At 62.5% G+C, this 16,071-nt stretch carries 13 protein-coding genes and 1 tRNA gene; 7 read left to right on the forward strand and 7 right to left on the reverse strand.

Annotated features, from left to right (window positions below):
• The first annotated feature begins 145 nt into the window (after positions 1–145).
• Positions 146–1,066 carry a LysR substrate-binding domain-containing protein gene (locus tag JQ628_RS21890; RefSeq protein ID WP_212225265.1) on the forward strand — a complete coding sequence of 307 codons (921 nt, stop codon included), beginning with the start codon at positions 146–148 and terminating at the stop codon, positions 1,064–1,066.
• Positions 1,067–1,071: 5 nt separating this feature from the next.
• Here the strand turns inward: JQ628_RS21890 and JQ628_RS21895 are convergent, their stop codons facing one another.
• Complete coding sequence (locus JQ628_RS21895; protein WP_212225266.1) at positions 1,072–4,179, reverse strand: FG-GAP repeat domain-containing protein; 3,108 nt, start codon at positions 4,177–4,179, stop codon at positions 1,072–1,074.
• A gap of 230 nt (positions 4,180–4,409) precedes the next feature.
• Between JQ628_RS21895 and JQ628_RS21900 the strand changes: the two genes are divergently transcribed.
• Positions 4,410–5,084: a FadR/GntR family transcriptional regulator gene (locus JQ628_RS21900; RefSeq protein WP_212225267.1), complete on the forward strand. Its 675-nt coding sequence runs from the start codon at positions 4,410–4,412 to the stop codon at positions 5,082–5,084.
• 2 nt (positions 5,085–5,086) lie between these two features.
• Here JQ628_RS21900 and JQ628_RS21905 read toward each other — a convergent pair whose 3' ends face one another.
• From JQ628_RS21905 to JQ628_RS21915, 3 genes are all read right to left on the reverse strand, one after another.
• Complete coding sequence (locus JQ628_RS21905) at positions 5,087–6,064, reverse strand: Bug family tripartite tricarboxylate transporter substrate binding protein (RefSeq protein WP_212225268.1); 978 nt, start codon at positions 6,062–6,064, stop codon at positions 5,087–5,089.
• Between the two features lie 63 nt (positions 6,065–6,127).
• Positions 6,128–7,264 carry a serine hydrolase domain-containing protein gene (locus JQ628_RS21910; protein WP_349628102.1) on the reverse strand — a complete coding sequence of 379 codons (1,137 nt, stop codon included), beginning with the start codon at positions 7,262–7,264 and terminating at the stop codon, positions 6,128–6,130.
• Between the two features lie 2 nt (positions 7,265–7,266).
• Positions 7,267–8,886, reverse strand: coding sequence for an FAD-dependent monooxygenase (locus JQ628_RS21915; protein ID WP_212225272.1), 1,620 nt, complete (start codon positions 8,884–8,886; stop codon positions 7,267–7,269).
• 311 nt (positions 8,887–9,197) lie between these two features.
• Here JQ628_RS21915 and JQ628_RS21920 point away from each other — a divergent pair, with 311 nt between their 5' ends.
• Together JQ628_RS21920 and JQ628_RS21925 are read left to right on the forward strand one after the other, a co-directional pair.
• Positions 9,198–9,908: a substrate-binding domain-containing protein gene (locus JQ628_RS21920; protein WP_212225274.1), complete on the forward strand. Its 711-nt coding sequence runs from the start codon at positions 9,198–9,200 to the stop codon at positions 9,906–9,908.
• Positions 9,909–10,115: 207 nt separating this feature from the next.
• Positions 10,116–10,688 carry a hypothetical protein gene (locus tag JQ628_RS21925; protein WP_212225276.1) on the forward strand — a complete coding sequence of 191 codons (573 nt, stop codon included), beginning with the start codon at positions 10,116–10,118 and terminating at the stop codon, positions 10,686–10,688.
• 434 nt (positions 10,689–11,122) lie between these two features.
• Here JQ628_RS21925 and JQ628_RS21930 read toward each other — a convergent pair whose 3' ends face one another.
• The 3 genes from JQ628_RS21930 to JQ628_RS21940 all read right to left on the reverse strand — a co-directional run bounded on the left by JQ628_RS21930 (position 11,123) and on the right by JQ628_RS21940 (position 12,241).
• Positions 11,123–11,416 carry a hypothetical protein gene (locus JQ628_RS21930; RefSeq protein ID WP_212225278.1) on the reverse strand — a complete coding sequence of 98 codons (294 nt, stop codon included), beginning with the start codon at positions 11,414–11,416 and terminating at the stop codon, positions 11,123–11,125.
• Positions 11,417–11,594: 178 nt separating this feature from the next.
• A tRNA-Gly gene (locus tag JQ628_RS21935) sits at positions 11,595–11,668 on the reverse strand.
• Between the two features lie 378 nt (positions 11,669–12,046).
• Complete coding sequence (locus JQ628_RS21940; protein ID WP_212225280.1) at positions 12,047–12,241, reverse strand: hypothetical protein; 195 nt, start codon at positions 12,239–12,241, stop codon at positions 12,047–12,049.
• Between the two features lie 184 nt (positions 12,242–12,425).
• Between JQ628_RS21940 and JQ628_RS21945 the strand changes: the two genes are divergently transcribed.
• From JQ628_RS21945 to JQ628_RS21955, 3 genes are all read left to right on the forward strand, one after another.
• Positions 12,426–12,806 (forward strand): YciI family protein, encoded by a 381-nt coding sequence (locus JQ628_RS21945; RefSeq protein WP_212225282.1) that lies wholly within the window; start codon positions 12,426–12,428, stop codon positions 12,804–12,806.
• Positions 12,807–13,328: 522 nt separating this feature from the next.
• Positions 13,329–14,741, forward strand: coding sequence for an MBOAT family O-acyltransferase (locus tag JQ628_RS21950; RefSeq protein WP_212225284.1), 1,413 nt, complete (start codon positions 13,329–13,331; stop codon positions 14,739–14,741).
• A 2-nt stretch (positions 14,742–14,743) separates the two neighbouring features.
• The gene (locus JQ628_RS21955) at positions 14,744–15,919 is read left to right on the forward strand and encodes an alginate O-acetyltransferase AlgX-related protein (RefSeq protein ID WP_212225285.1); all 1,176 of its coding nucleotides are present in this window, start codon (positions 14,744–14,746) and stop codon (positions 15,917–15,919) included.
• Positions 15,920–16,071 lie beyond the last annotated feature (152 nt).

Consider the following 16,071-nt stretch of genomic DNA (forward strand, 5'->3'; position numbering starts at 1 on the left):
TGACAAGCGGCTTAAGCGCTCACCACATCATTGTTTTTCTTGGGAATTTCCCAGTCCGTCGCGGCCAAGAAAGACTGCGCGGCTTGTGATGTCAAATATATGTAAATGCGATATACGATATTTTATGCATATGGAGCTTCGACACTTGCGCTACTTCCTGGCGGTTGCCGAGGCCGGACACCTGACGCGCGCCGCCGCGCTACTCAACATCCAGCAGCCGCCGCTCAGTCAGCAGATCAAGGCGCTGGAAAACCATCTCGACACGGTGCTGTTTCGCCGTCATGCGAAGGGCATGGCGCTCACCGAGAGCGGCGAGCTCTTCCTCGAAGAGGCCCGGCGCATCCTCGACAACGTGGCCGTCATGGAGCAGCGCATGGCCGGCGTCGCCAAGGGCGTGCGCGGCCGTCTCGCGATTGCCTTCACGACCTCGGCGGCCGCCCATTTGTTGACGCCGCGCGTGCTGCGGGTGTTCCGCGCCCGGCATCCCGAGATCGAGCTCTCCCTCTCCGAGAACAACGCAGCCGAGATCACCGAGAAAATTGCCTCGGGCGTCCTCCATTGCGGTTTTCTGCGAGAGCCGGTGTCACGGCCGCCCGGCCTGGTGTTCCGGACCTTGTTGAGAGAACCGGTGCTGGTCGCGGCCCCGCTCGACCACCGCCTGGCGCAAAAGACTCGCGCCGGCAAGCACGCAGCCGTCACGCTGAGGGATTTCCAGGGCGAAAATCTGATCCTGGTGCGACGCTCCGGAGCGCCCGGGCTATATGCCAATCTGCTGGCGCTGTGTGCAGAACGGGGCGTCTATCCAAACGTGGTGGCCGAAGTCGAACGCATGATGACGAATCTCAACCTGGTGGCAGCGGGTGCAGGGATTTCCGTCGTTCCAGCTTCGATGCAGCACGTGCACGCGAAAACGGTGGCATATCGTCCACTCGGGAAAAGCATCCGTCTGAATGCGCCTCTGACCCTCGTGTATCGCGCCGCCGATTACACCGGCGCGACGGCGTTTTTCGTAGAGCTGGTGACGACAACCACCGCCCGCAGCGACGGCGCTCGCGAGGTATCCTAGGGATACTACGCGATGATGTGCCAGCTTTGCGGCACCACGCCCAGCGAGGTAGCCTGAGCAATCGCGCCGTCGTTCATCTCCCACATCTGCGTGAGACCGGAGTCGTTGCGCCAGACAATATCGCTCATGCGATCGCCGTTGTAGTCGCCGACGGCGCCGACCTTCCAGTCGGTCGGGATCAGCCCGAGCTCACGGGTGCTCTGGATGGTGGCGTCATTCATGTTCCATATCTGCGCGAAGCCGTTGTCGTTACGCCACAGAATGTCGCTCATGTCGTCGCCGTTGAAATCGCCGACGCCGGCGACCTGCCAGGAGGTCGGGATCGTGCCGAGCGCAGTGGCGCTCAGGACGTTGCCACCGTCCATGTCCCAGATCTGAGCGTCGAAGGAGTCGTTGCGCCACAAAAGATCGGACTTGCCGTCGCCGTTGAAGTCACCGGTACCGGCAAGCTCCCAGGTGTCCGGAACCACGCCGAGCGAATGGGTGTTGGCGATGGCCCCGTTATTCATCTCCCACATCTGCACGTCGCCGTTGTCGTGGCGCCAGAGCAGGTCCGCCTGGCCGTCACCATTGAAGTCGCCGGTGCTCAGGAGATCCCAAGTCGTCGGGATCACGCCGAGGGTGATGTTGCCCATGTTCCAGATCTGGGTGGCGCCAGCATCGTTGCGCCAGACCAGGTCCGTTATGTCGTCGCCGTTGAAGTCGCCGGTCCCTTCGAGATTCCAGTTGGTGGTCACCGGGCCGAACGAGACGGCGTCGCGGATGATGGGGCCATTCATGTGCCAGGTCTGCGGCTCGCCGGAATCTTGGCGCCACACGATGTCGCTCCTGCCGTCGCCGTTGAAATCGTTGTAGACGACAGCGAACGGGCCAGTGGCGGTCAGCACGACGTCGTTGCCGTCGCCGCCGTGGTAGCTGATCTGGAACACGTGGCCGCCGACGTTGAAGATGGCGCCTTCGGCGCGGCCTGCGAACGTACCGGTGACGGCGTCGACGCCGTCATTGTCGATGATCTTGAAGGCCGTGCCGGCCTGGGGGATGAAGCCGTTGATGAGCGAGGCGTCGAGTGACGCCCCTGTGAGATCGACCGTGCCGGTGACATGGACCTGATCGGCCTGACCCGCGCCTGCGCCAGCGAGTTCGACCTTGAAATGAGCGCCGCCGACCATCGTCAGATTGCCCGTCGAGAAGGTAGCCGCGGCGGTGCCGGTACCGGCCGACAACCAGCCGCCGTTCTCGACATAGACGGAGCCGACCGTGCCGTGCCCTCCGAGCGTGCCGTGCCCTCCGAGCGCGCCGCCGCCGTTCACGGTGACCGCGGAGCTGCCGAGCGAACCATCGACCAGCAGAACGCTCCCCGCGACCGTGACGCCGTTGGCGTAGCTCTCGGTATCGGCAATGGTCCAGGTGCCGCCGCCCATTACGATAAGCGCTTCGAAATTGATGATGTCGGCGAGCTGCCCCGTGGCGTTGCCCTGCAGCGTGACCGTATCCGTGCCGGCGCCGCCATCGATCCGGCCGGTGATGCTCTGGCCGGTGAGCAGGTTGAGCGTATCGGTGCCGCCTTCCATGTTGATGGCGCGGCCGCTGTTGCCGACGATGCTGCCGTGGTTGGTAAGGACGTCGTTGCCCTCGCCGGTCTGGATCGCCGAACCGTCACCCAAAATGAAGCGGGCATTGCCGGCGTTGTTGGCCGACGTATAGGTCATCCCGTCCAGCGTGCCGTTGACGCCGGGATCGGCGTTGCCGTCCTGGCGCAGCACGGTGCCGTTCGGGTCGGGGATCGAGCCGTTGCCGGTGATGGTGCCGAAATTCGTGATCGCGTCGTTGTCGGCGGCCGTGCCGGTCTTGTTCTCGAAACGGATGGCGAAGCCGGACTGGCCGATAATGCTGCCGGTCGCGCCGTTGGTGACGGTCGTCGCCAGAACGCCGCTGCGGCTGTTGTCCGGGTTGGAATCGTTGTTGACGATGATGCCGAAGCTGGCGCCGCTGATCGTGCCGTCGTTGATGATGATTCCACCGCCGATCGAGATGCCTTCGCTGCGGTTGGTGCGGCCGTTGCTGTCGAATCCGCCGGCGCCCTGTCCGTTGAGCACGCCGCCCACGCCGGAGCCGGCGATCAGCGCACCCGTATGGTTGATGATGGTGGCGCCGCCGTCGACGTCGACGCCGTCACCGTCGCCATCGACGGTGACGTAGCCGGCGCGATCGTATCCCGGCGCATATTCGCCAAGGATGGTGCCAAAATTCTCGACGACGACGGTGGTTGCTGCGACGCCCACGGTATCGGCGCCAACGCCGGAGCCGTTGTGGCCGATAATGGTGGCGCCGGCGAAATTCTTGACGACGATGTTGGTGGCATTGACGTTGCCGACGTCGATGGCGTGCTGGGCGCCTTCGATACGGCCGTGGTTTTCGATGGTGTCGTTGGTCGCGGTGGCGGCGTTGATGCGCACGCCGCGCGACACGTCGTACTTCTGCGTGGTGGACTGATGGTTCACGTCCGGATTGAAGACGTTGTTGGTGGCGGCGTCGTTGATCGGGCCGTTGCCGTCGATGGTGCCCCAGTTGACCAGGGTCTGGTGAGCACCCATCCGGATCGCATCACCGCTGTTGCTCTGGATCAACGCCGTGTTGTTGACGGCGGAGCCGTTGGTGATGACGCCGCCGCTGGTGAAATCGGTCGAAGGCGCGCCGGCGGCGCCGACCGGAGCATTGAGGTTGATCGCGAACGCGGCACCCGCCGGCGCCGGGCCGCCAACGCTAATGGTGGTCTCGGACCACTGCGAGATGATCTGGCCGAGGTTGGTGATGTTGACGGTCGGATTGGTCGACTGCACCTGAATGGCATCGCCGTCCAGCGACTGCACGAGGCCATTGGCGCCGATCAGGATCTCACCGCCGCCGCCAAGATTGGCGCGGAGCGCGCGCTGACCGGACGCGGTGTTGTTGAGCGTGCCCTGGATGTCGATCGTGGTGCTGCCGGCGGCGACGGTCGCCTGCACGGCAGTGTTGGCGGTCTGGGTGCGTGTGGTCCCGGCGAGCAGAATGTAGGTATCGGCAGCGGTGATGGAAAAGGTTGTCGAGAAACTGCCGTCGGTAATCGTCGCCATAATCCAAACTCCCCCATCATCTCGCGCCGACCGGGCGTCGAGGTTAAGAATTACTTAACATGTTGGGCTATTCACCTTCCATGAAAGAAAGATGACGGGACGGCAGGCGGAGCCGCAGCCTGCGGCCACCCGGTCGCATGACGACCGCAATTAGTTGTTTTTGGTAGCAAAAATCGACGACATCCCCGGCGTTTGCGGTAATATTCGGCGGCTAAAGGACCTTGGCCCAAGTGACCAAATCTGAACCACGATCAGCAGCCGCCGAGACCAACGAACTGCTGGCCTTCATCGCCCAGAACGAGTTGGCCGAAGGCGACAAGCTGCCTCCCGAGCGCGAATTGGCATCCGAACTCGGCATCAGCCGCCGTGCGTTGCGGCACCTCCTCACCCGGATGGAGCTTGATGGGCAGCTCTGGCGCGGACGGCGCAACGGCACCTTTCTCGGCCGCCGAACGGTCGGGCCGGTCAGCGTGGACCAGCGCATCATCAGGGGGAGTCCGGCCACCGTGCTCGAGACGCGCCTCGTCGTAGAGCCTTCGATGACCGCGATCGCGGCGGTGAAGGCCAGCGAGGCCGACCTGCTGCATATCGAGACCTGCATGCGGCGCACGGCCGAGGTCAAGAACGACGAGGACTGGATCAAGTGGGACGGTGCGTTTCACCTTGCAATCGCCAAGGCGACGCGGAACGATGTTCTCGTCGGCCTCGTCACCGCGTTCAACGAAGCGCGCTCGTCCGGCGACTGGCAGGCCTTGCGCCTTGCGACCATCACACCCGAGAAACGGCGCAAGACGATCGCCCATCACCGCACGATCTGCGACATGCTGCGCAAGCGGTCCGCCGACGATGCCAGCCGGGCGATGCGCGATCACCTGCTGAACACGCAGCGGAATTTGTTCGAGTAGTCCTACTTGATCACGCCGAGCTCGCGCGCCCAGCGCTGCTGGGTGCTGAAATCGCGTTCCAGGAAGCGCGCGAACTCTTCCGGGGGCGTGGCCTGCGTCGCCTGGCCGAATGTCAACAGCAATTCCCGCATGCTTTGTCGCGCGAGCGCCTTCTGGACGCCGTCGTACAGGCTCGCCACGACTTCCTTGGGCGTATTGCCAGGGGCCCACAGGCCGATATAGCCGAGCACCACGAAATCCGGAAAACCGGACTCGCGCATCGTCGGCACGCCATTGAGCACAGGCGCACGTTCCGCGCCGGTCGAGGCGAGGACCTTGATCTGCTTGTTGTCGATGTAGCCGCGCGCACCGGAAATGCCGACAAAGCACAGATCGACCTGTCCGGTGATCAGGTCGCTCAGCACGGCGGCGGTGCCGCGATAGGGAATGCCCGACAGCGGCATGCCGGACTGTAGCTTGAGCAATTCGCCGGCGACGTAGGAAATGTTGCCGATGCCGGCATGGCCGAAGGTCAGGCCATTCGGCTGCGTTTTCGCAAATGATCTGAGCGCGGCGATGGAGTCGGCCGGAATGTCCTTGCGCGCAACAAGGACAATGCCGCTGGATTCGATCAGCCCGGCTACGGGCGTAAAACCCGTCAGCGGGTCGTAGCGGACCTGTGCGGCATTGAACAACTTGTTTCCGATGTGCGATCCCGTCGTCATCAGCAGCGTGTAGCCGTCGGGCGCGGCGCTGGCGACGGATTCGCTGCCGATGATGCCGCCGGCGCCGGACCGGTTTTCGACGACCACCGTCGCGCCCATGATTTCCTGCATCGCCAAAGCGAGTGGACGCGCGATGGCGTCGATCGGGCCGCCCGGTGCGAACGGCACGATGATCTTGATGGTGCGGTCCGGAAACGCCGCATCGGCATTCCGCGCCCCCATGGTGAGCCCGATGAGCGTGACGACAAATGCGGATACCAAGGCCACACGACGCATAGCGCTTCCTTCTTCCATAACGGGCTGGCCATTGCGGCCGGATATGTCACGGTCCTCGCGCGCTCACTCCAGAATCGACGCATGGACGAGCGTGCTCAAAATATCCATGCGCTTGTTGTGCCACGCGTTGTCGCGGCGGCAGTTGCTGAGGAAGGCAAAGGACACGCCGCTCGCCGGATCGGCCCAGCAGTAGGACGTGCCGACGCCGCTGTGTCCGAACGTGCGGGGGTGCCCGATGGTGCCGAGGCCCGGATGACCGGATTGACCGAGGGAGAACGGGCCGAGGCCACGATGCATGGGGTAACCGGTGTAGGCGTCGGCGAGATCGCCGGTGAAGTCGCGAGTGACGTAGTCGATCATTCGCGGCGAGACGATGCGTATGGCGTTCCACACCCCGCCCTGCGCCATCATCTGGTAAAAGACGGCCATCGCGCGCGCCGTCGCGTAACCGCCTGCGCCCGGGATTCCGGCGCGCATGAAGCGAGACGACAGCATCGGGTCGAGCGGGAATTGCTCCGCCTGTTTGGGAGGGTACATCGCGGCTGCGCGATGATCCTCCGCCTCGGGCAGGCCCAGAAACATCTCGCCGCTGAGCCCCAGCGGCTCGATCACGCGCTTGCGGATTTCATCGCGATAGCCGTTGCCGGTGATCGCTTCGATCAGCACGGCAACGACCCAATGGGCAGAAGTGCGATGGTAGATCGAGTTAGATCCCGGCGGCCATTCGAGCTTGAACTCGCAAACCGTGCGGCGCAGCCGTTCGCGATCCCCGAAGCACTCTGCCGGCACTTCGGCGCCAGGAAATCCCGCCTGATGTGTGAGGAGATGCGCGAGCGTCACATCCTTCTTTTCGTGCGCCTCGAATCCGGGGACGTGCTCCGCGATCCGGTCGGAAAAGCGAAGCTTACCTTCCTCCACCAGCGTCCAAACCGCCGCTGCTGTGATGACCTTGGTGTTCGAGAAAAGCGGAAAAAGTGTTCGCTCATCGACGGCGCGCGAGGGATCGACCGTCGCATCGCCAAAGCCGCGGTAGAGCACGAGCTTGCCGTGCCGCGCCACAGCGAGTTGGGCACCCGGATGGAAACCGCCGGCGATGTGGGAAGCGACGATCTCGCAGGCGCGCTCGAGTTTCGCGGCATCGAGACCGACGGCTTGCGGACTGGCGGGCGGAATCAGGGAGTGCTTTGTCTTTTCGAGCACGGCTAGACGGCCTGCTTCAGGACGGCGCGGCCGAACATCTGTCCGAAAGCCTCGGTGAGCGCGCGCGCGGGATCGGCCGGCTTCGACGCAACGCGCCAGGCGACATATCCGTCCGGGCGGACGAGGACGGCGCCACCTTCCCCCACCCCGTAGCTGGCCATCCACGAATCCTCGGTGTCGATGACGTCTTCTCCGACAACGCGCACGTCGATGCGCGGCAGGCCGTGCTGGCCGGCCGCGGATCGCCAGAACGCGCCGCCAGGGGCTGCCAGCAGCACGAAACCACGTCCGACGAGATCGATGGTCGAGATCCGCTCGCCCTTGTTCTCCAGCCAGACGTGTGGTGCGCGACAGCCGGGATGCGCCGACGGCGCGTATTCGGTGACGGGATCGGCCACCTCCGGCGGCTTCGACCCGTCGGGTATGACGGCCGGCGATTGATAGCGCGCGCCGAAGATGAGGCCGCGCTCGTTGAGGAATTCCTTGCGCGGCAGCCGCGCCTCCGCCTGGCGCTTGCTGCGGTCAAAGCTCTGCATGTTGAGCAGCGTCGCGTGCACGACCTCCAGAGCGTGCGGCCGGCGTTCCGCCTCGTAGGTGTCGAGCAGCGCGACGTCGGCCTCGCCGCGAAGCACGGCGGCGATCTTCCAGGCCAGGTTCTGGGCATCCTGCACGCCGATATTCATGCCGAAGCCGCCGCTTGGCGTGGTCTCATGGGCGGCATCGCCGACCAGAAACACGTTGCCGCTGCGAAACCTGTCGGAGACCATGGCCGAGCAATTCCAGAAGTTGATGCCGAGGATTTCCACGGGAAGATCGGCGGCGCCGACGGCCTGGCGAACGAGCGCGATGCATCGTTCCTTCGTGAGGTTCTCCTTTGTGAAGCCGTAGGCGCTCAGGCTGTGCACCAGAAAGCCCCAGCGATCGGTGCCGTTCACGGTGAGAAACGTCGCCCGCAGCTCCGGCTGCTCGATGAGATAGAGGGCCGCCGGCCGTTCCTCGACCCACGGACTTAAGTCCGCGCGAAAGTGCACGTTCACCGAATCATAGATGTCCTTTTCGCCCGTGCGGCCGATCCCGAGCTTCCCGCGGACGAAACTGCGCGTTCCATCGGCGGCGACGACATAGCGCGCGCGGAACGGCGTCGTTGCGCCGCTTGCATTATCTTTCAAAAGACCGGTTACACCGCCGCCTTCGTGCTTGAGATCGCAGAGCTCGGTGTTGAACCTGACGCTATCAGGGGCCAACGCTTCCGCGTGACGGCGAAGCACCGGTTCCAGAAGATCCTGGGAGCAACCGCAATTGGCGACCGGCGACATCGCCCGCCCTGCCGGTGTTGCGCGCCCTGGCGTCAGACGATTGATTTCCTTGCCCGCAAGACTTTCCGCCCAAAGGATCATGCCTCCAAATCGCGCAGGCATTCCGGCTGCGCGGATGTCGTCCTCGACGCCCATCTGCCGGTACATTTCCATGGTGCGCGCGTTGATGCCGCGGGCCTTGGGTGCAACGGAGGTGCTCGGATGGCGCTCGACCACGACATGCCGGACGCCGTGCTGGGAGAGAGCGATCGAGGTCGTCAACCCAACGGGTCCGGCACCGACGACCAGGACGTCAGTCTCCAACATGGCAGCCTCCCTGTTATCGCGACGTGCATCGCTTTCTAGCGTCCACGCTTGCTTTCCGGATGCGTGGCGGTTTTGCAATTGGTAGTTCTCGAAAGGAGGACGTGTCAATATTGAAAACGAATGGTTCGCTATTCGATATTGCATCGCTATAAATAGCGCGTAATTTCGGGCTAACTAGACGACAAATGGGACCTTTTACAATGAATGGTTTCACACCCCGCTCGTTTATCCTTCAATGACGCGAACGACCAATCATCACATGTCAGACGCCCTAGAATTCGAACAACGCGCAGCCGCGGTAGGAGCAGATCATGGGCACGGCATCCGACGACAGATTGACGTTCCTTACCGCCGTCGCGGTCCACGCCGAGATCGAGGACCTGATACCGCAGTTCAAGCGCCGGCACCGGATCGAGGTCGACGTGAACTATGACGTCAATCCGGCCGTTGCCAAGCGCGTCATGGACGGCGAGGACTTTGACGTCGGGCTCACCAATCCCTGGTATGTCGAGGAGATGATCGCGATCGGCCGCGTCATTCCGGACATCCACGTTCCCTTCGGGCGCGTTCCGCTGACGATCGGAGCAGCCGTGCGCGAGCCAGAGGAAATCGCCAGTTCGCATGAGGCTGTGAGCAGGATTCTATCGAACGCGGATTCGATCGCGTACACGTCGACGGGAACGAGCGGGAAGACGTTCCTGCGAGCCATCGAAATGATGGGCCTGAAGGATCAGCTCCGCGATCGCTTGCGTCCGATGGGGGCCGGCGAGCCGCCCATCGCCGCCGCGAAAGGTGACGTGCAGTACGCCATCGCCCCGCTTTCGCGGATCCTCGCCGCCCCCGGCATCGCGCCGATCGCGAACTTTCCGCCGGAGCTGGGCCTGAACATCGACATGTCGATGTTCGTCCACAAAGACAGCCGCCGCGAGCCGGCTCTACAACTCATCCAGTTTCTGTCGGACCCGGAGCAGGATGCCTATCTCCGCTCTCACGGCGTTTACCGGTATGAGCTGTCGCGATAAGCGGGTGAAAGGCAGTTCACCGATGTCAGAACGCCGTTCGCGATGATGGCCCTCAGCGGACCGGGGTCGGACTTGCCGTCAAACCACGCGTAGATATTCCCTCCACCTTGTTCGGATTGCCTAACCGATGCGCGTCAGCAGCAACGGGCGAAGAAAGGTCTTGCCTGTCGTTCTCGATCGCCGTGGCGTTGTGGCCAGGATTTGCAAATGCCAGGCGCCACGAGAGCGGAAATCGGACGGCGCCAGATTGACGAACCGGCAAAAGCGTTCTGGGATGGGCGGCACTTTCATTTTTTTAGGAGTCTTGAAATGTCTTTTGCTCGCTTTCCTCTATTCGTGGTTGTTGCCGCCGCGCTTGTCATTGGAAGTGGTGCCAAGGCAGTCCCCGTGACTTACGGCACGTATTTCGATGAGACGGCATCCCCGCCGGGCATCTGTAGTGCTTCACTTTGCACGGTGTTTTTCTCCCAAGTGCCGACCAACAAGCTGCTGCTGGTAACGCATGTAGCCTGCTACTTCATTACACCGTTCCCCGTGACCAACCTGATACTTGGGATCAACACATTCCCGACGTCGGGGCCGCTCCAGCGCCAATATCCGCTCCAGCTTCCTCAACCCGTGCTGCACGCCGGCACTTACTATACGCAGATCAGCCATCCGGTTAACTTTCTCGTCGGCCAGGGAAGATACCCGTTTGTCCAGGCGCAGACGGGAGGCGGAGGAGGAAACTGGGGCATGCAGTGCACCTACTCCGGCACGCTGGTCAATCCGATCCCGTGAGCGCGTCGAGAAGAGCCGCCTCAATTGGCGGCCTCTTCATTTTTCGCAGCTCGTGAAACGGTCTCGGCTTGAAAGCCGGGATTCGATCGAGGCGACAGTTCGACGCGCTTGTCGCTCGACCCGGCGGCGCGAATGGGCCTTTGATAACATGGCCTGATGGAGCGAGTGGACGCGGAGTTCGTGCGTCAGCGGTGGCCGGCGCGCGGGTGATGCCGGGTTGTGGATTTCGGTCGGGATCGGCGTTGGCCAGCTCGTCGAACAGCTTCTCGCTCGCGGCTTCGGTCTTTTGATCCGATACGCCGCCGGAAACCCAAACCTGCTGGGTGGCCGGCGGCACAGACGACCTCTTCCATGCCTGAGCAAGCAGGCACGCAGGCCCACCGCGGCATGGCAGCCTGAAGGAAATCAACCATCGGCCCTACGGAAGACTGACGCTATTGCGTCCGCATGGTCCCGTTCGGGGCGAAGTCGTTCTTCTTGTCGTAGCCGGAGTCGCGCAGGTTTCGGTAATACAAGTCGCGGTCGCCGCTACTCACACCGCCCTGCCAGAGGACCGGAGACGGACCCATGCGAGCATATGCGTTTGGGACATTCGGGTTTTGAGTCATCGCGGCGGCAGGTGCGCCGGGCTGCGGCTTCATCGCGCGGCTTTGAGTACGCTGCGCTGCCAAAGCGACAGAGGTGGAGAGAGTCAGGATTGCAAGGCTAACGAGGATGCTTTTGGTCATAGCCAGCTCCACTGAACCGGAAGAGGCCCCAGCGCCAACAGAACTACCTCGGAGAATTTTCGTTCCAACGATGGCCAGGATGCCGAGACCGCGCGAGCATATGTGGATAAGATGCGGAGAACATTCGACTTGTTGCATCCAGCAACCGTCTTCGCGCCCGATCCCGAAGCGGGTCATTTGGAGCGGGTGAAGGGAATCGAACCCTCGTATTCAGCTTGGAAGGCTGCTGCTCTACCATTGAGCTACACCCGCGTTGCCCGATGACCTAACACGGCGGACCGGCGGCCTCAACCCGCCCCGCCCGCTGCAAAAAAGTCGCGTGCTGGGCAGGCATCCGCGATGGAATCTCGCGCTGACGCGCCCCCGGAATGACGCGGAGAGACGCCCTGCCCGGCCCTTAACGCGGGGCGATTCGCGGCCTATATTGAGGGTCCCACTAACAACGAAAGGAGGTGATCCAGTGTCTTATCTCAAGCGCTGTCACCTCGCTGGGATCGCCCGCTAAGGCTAGCGCAGCCTGGCAGTAAGGGCGCTCTCAGCCCTGGACCAGCGAGACAAGCAATGGGGCGCGGCGGGAGACGTTCCGCCGCGCCTTTTTGTTTTTTCGCGCGGCGAGTGGCGGAGGAAAAATCAGAAACCGAAGAAGCTCAGCCAGCGGCGGCGCGGGCGCGGGTCGCGGCGGGTCTCGACGATGCGCTCGCCGCCGTTCAAGGCGGAAGCGCCGTAATAGCGGTGATGGCGCGGGACGTCCTGCCAGTCGCCGGCGGGCGTCGATGCAAGGGCGCGGGTGGCGTCGCTGATGATCGTGCCTGATATGCGGGACATGACGTGCTCCGAAGATGCTGCGCGGCTGCCCGCGTTCTGCTCATCAGTCGTAAACCATGCGCCGCGCGTTCAAGCGAAAGCGGCAATATCGTGTTTCAAATGTGTTTCATGGGAATTGCATTGTCGGCTTCGGTGTCGCTAGAACGTCCTTCGCAAATTAGCCGCGCAAAACCAGAGGTATCCGATGCTCTACGCGATCCTGGCCTATCATGTGGAAACGACGGTGCAGTCCTGGACCGCGGAAGAGGATGCGGCCGTCATGACCAAAATGCTCGACGTGCACGCGAGACTCGACAAGGTCGGCCGCTTCGGGCCGGCAGCACGGCTGGGCGATACGCAAAAGGCCCGCACGCTGCGCGGCAAGGCCGACAGCATGGTGACCGACGGCCCGTTTGCCGAGACCAAGGAGCAGCTATTGGGATTTCACGTCGTGAACTGCGAGACGGAAGAGGAAGCGATCCAGACCGCGCGCGAGTTGAAGCAGGTCAATCCGACCGCGGTTTACGAGATACGGCCGATCGCATTCTATCTCCCCGGCCTCGCCATACCGCGGACGGAGAGTTGATCTGATCCTGGCCCTGCGATTTCGCGGGGCTCGTCCGGAAAAAACGGCGGTAGAGCCAAACCAGCAGCTTAACGGTCAGCCCGATGGCGCCGACGGTCAGGCTCACGAAGGCCTGAACGATCTCAATCACCCCGAGATAATCGAGGATGTAAAGGATCAGGATAATCACGATCAGCAGGGGAATCAGCCAGTCAAACATCTTTGCGCTCCTGCCCGCTTGGTCGCGGCCTGTGCGGCCCTGGTTCAGGCTGCGTCTCCCATCATGAAGTCGTGATGAGTTGCTGGAGGCTCCCGCCCTATCCTTTTGTCGGAACTTGGCTTTTCGATCCGCTTGGCGGGGCTTGAACGAAAACTGCGCTTCCCCGATGATCTGATATCACGCTGCCGAAACGGCAGATTCCGTCCCCTGGGCGGGATGACGCTTCCTTGAATCGTGATCTCGCTCTGGCTCTTTGTTTGAGCATGATCTAATCGGAAAACCGGTATCCACTTCCCGGACCGTGCTCTAGCCATCAGCGCCGAATGCTCTTCTACGAACCTCTGTTCGTCACCTTCTTCCTTGCCTTCTATGCGCTTTACTTACAGGCGAGGCAGGCCCTTTCGAAGAAGTGGACGCTGCTGATTGCGAGCGCCCTGTTCTATCTCTGGGGCGAGCCGGTCTTCGTGCTGGTGCTCCTGGTCTCGACCGCTTTCGATTACGCGCTGTCGTTTCACCTCAACAAGCCGACGCCGGAACGAACGCGGCGCCTCGTGCTTGCGGCGGGTGTCATCGGCAATCTCGGCATGCTCGTCGTCTACAAATATGCCGACTTCCTGATCGACAATATCAATCTCCTGTTCTCCCCGTTCGGGCCGAACAGGATCGCGCTGCTGCATCTGGCGCTGCCGATCGGCGTGTCCTTTGTGGTGTTCGAAAAAATCACCTATCTCGTCGACACCTGGCGCGGCGTCTCGAAGCCGGCGGCATCCTTTGCCGACTACTGCCTGTTCGTGCTGTTCTTTCCAAAGCTGCTCGCAGGTCCGATCCTCAAATATCACGAGATGAAGGACCAGATCGCCTCGCCGCCGGCGATCCAGTGGGACGACATCTTTGCAGGCTTTTTGCGCTTTGCGCGCGGCATCGGCCGCAAGCTGTTGATTGCCGATCCGTTAGGCGCCTTTGCCTCGCAGATCTTTGCGGCCGATCCCGCCACCATCGGCTCGGGCTACGCCTGGCTCGGGCTCGCGTGCTTTACGCTACAAATCTATTTCGACTTTGCCGGCTATTCCGACATGGCGATCGGCCTCGCCCGCACGCTCGGCTTCCGGCTGAAGGAAAATTTCAACGCGCCGTATGTCGCGCAATCGATCACGGAATTCTGGCGGCGCTGGCACATCTCGCTCACCACCTGGATCCGCGACTATCTCTACATCCCGCTCGGCGGCGACCGCCGCGGCGATGCGCGCACCTACACCAATCTCTGGATCTGCTTTCTCGCCTCCGGCCTGTGGCACGGCGCGAGCTGGAATTTCGTGCTGTGGGGCGCCTATAACGGGCTGTTCCTCACCCTCGACCGGCTGTTTTTGCGCGAGGCGCTGGCGCGCAGCGGCAAACTGGTCGCGACAGCGGTGACGCTGTTCATCGTGATGATCGGCTGGGCGATCTTCCGCTCGGAGAACACCGCGCATATCGGCCCGTTCCTGGCCGCGCTGTTTGGAAAATCGAAATCGTCGGGCGCGCTGGATGTGCCGGGGGAAGTGCCGCTGGCGCTGGCGATCGGCGCGGCGATCTCGCTGTTTCCGGCAACGCCGCTCTATCCGTGGCTGGTGCGCCAGCACGAGCAGCACACCTGGCTCAAGGTGGTCACCATCGCCGTGCTGCTTGTGATCTATTTGCTGGCTCTGGCGCGCGCCTTTGCGGTGCCGTTCCAGCCGTTCATCTATTTCAGGTTCTGACCATGAACCGCTTCGCCCTCACCCGCCCCATCATGCGCCTGATCGTCGGTCTGGCGCTAGCGCTGTTGCCGCTGATCAGCGCCTGGAATCTGCTGGTGCCGACGAAGCAAATCCAGATCGGGCCGACGCTCGGCGGCGTCACCAACGAGGCGCCGGTAGTGTTCTCGTGGTCGGCCATCCGCGACGGCAGTTTCCAGAAGGCGGTAGCACACCGCCTGACCGACGCCTTTGCGCTGCGCCGGATCCTGATCCGCATCAATAACGAAGTCCGCATGGAGCTGTTCGGCGAACTGACCGCGCCCAACGTCCTGCGCGGCGCCAAGGGACAATTGATCGAACGCCTGTATCTGGAGGATTACTGCACACGCACCGAGGGCATGGCCGCCGAGCTTGCCGCGAGAAACATCCCGAAGCTGCGCGACATCCAGAACTACTATGTCGGCCGCGGCGGGCAGTTTCTCTATGTGCTGTCGCCGTCGAAGGCCGCGCATCTGCCGGAGTTCTTTGTCGACAAGGTGCCCTGCGCGAGCACGCCGGCCGCGCGCACCGGGCTTGTCGGCGAATATGTTGCCGCGCTGAAGCAGGCCGGCATCAACGTGCTCGATACGGCAACGCTGATTCATTCGCTGAAGGGCAAATACGATTTTGACCTGTTCCCGCAGGGCGGCGTGCACTGGAACGATGTCGGCGGCGCGCTTGCCGTTTCGGCCATCGTGGACGAACTCAACCGGCAGGCCGGCCGCGAGATCGTGCCATCCTTTACCTTCACGTGGAAGCTGTCGAGCGCGGCCGGCGCGGACCGCGAACTGATCGATCTGCTCAACGTGTTCTTTCCGCCGCTCGCCTACCTCACGCCGAAGGTGAAATACACGACATCGGCTTCATGTGCCGATCATCCGGCGCGGCAGCTCGAAATCGCGATGGTCGGAAGCAGCTTCAGCCATCTGCCCGCTGCCATTCTGGTCGAGCACAATTGTCTGGCAAAGCTCAACCTCTATTACTACGCGCGGCTCGGCCGTTTCGGCGGCGTGCCCTATCACGAATTGCAGCGCAATCTCGGCGAGGCGGAAATGCGTCCGATGCGCGACGCAAAGATCATGATTCTGGAAGAGAACGAGGCCTTTGCCGCACGCAACGGCTATGTCGACATCTTGAGGGACATTGTAACCAAGCCCTGATGTTCATGTTTGCGTCGGAATTCGGGCGGGTAAAATTAGGGCGGGCAGAATAACAGGCCCGCTTGCGATGCAGGCCGCGTTACTTGCAAACGGTTCCACACCGGCCTAGCCTTTTCGGCGTTATCGAAGCGTTTTCACCTAAGTCTTTTTGA

Origin of the sequence: Bradyrhizobium lablabi, assembly GCF_018129385.1 — a bacterium.
Taxonomy (GTDB): Bacteria; Pseudomonadota; Alphaproteobacteria; order Rhizobiales; family Xanthobacteraceae; genus Bradyrhizobium; species Bradyrhizobium lablabi_C.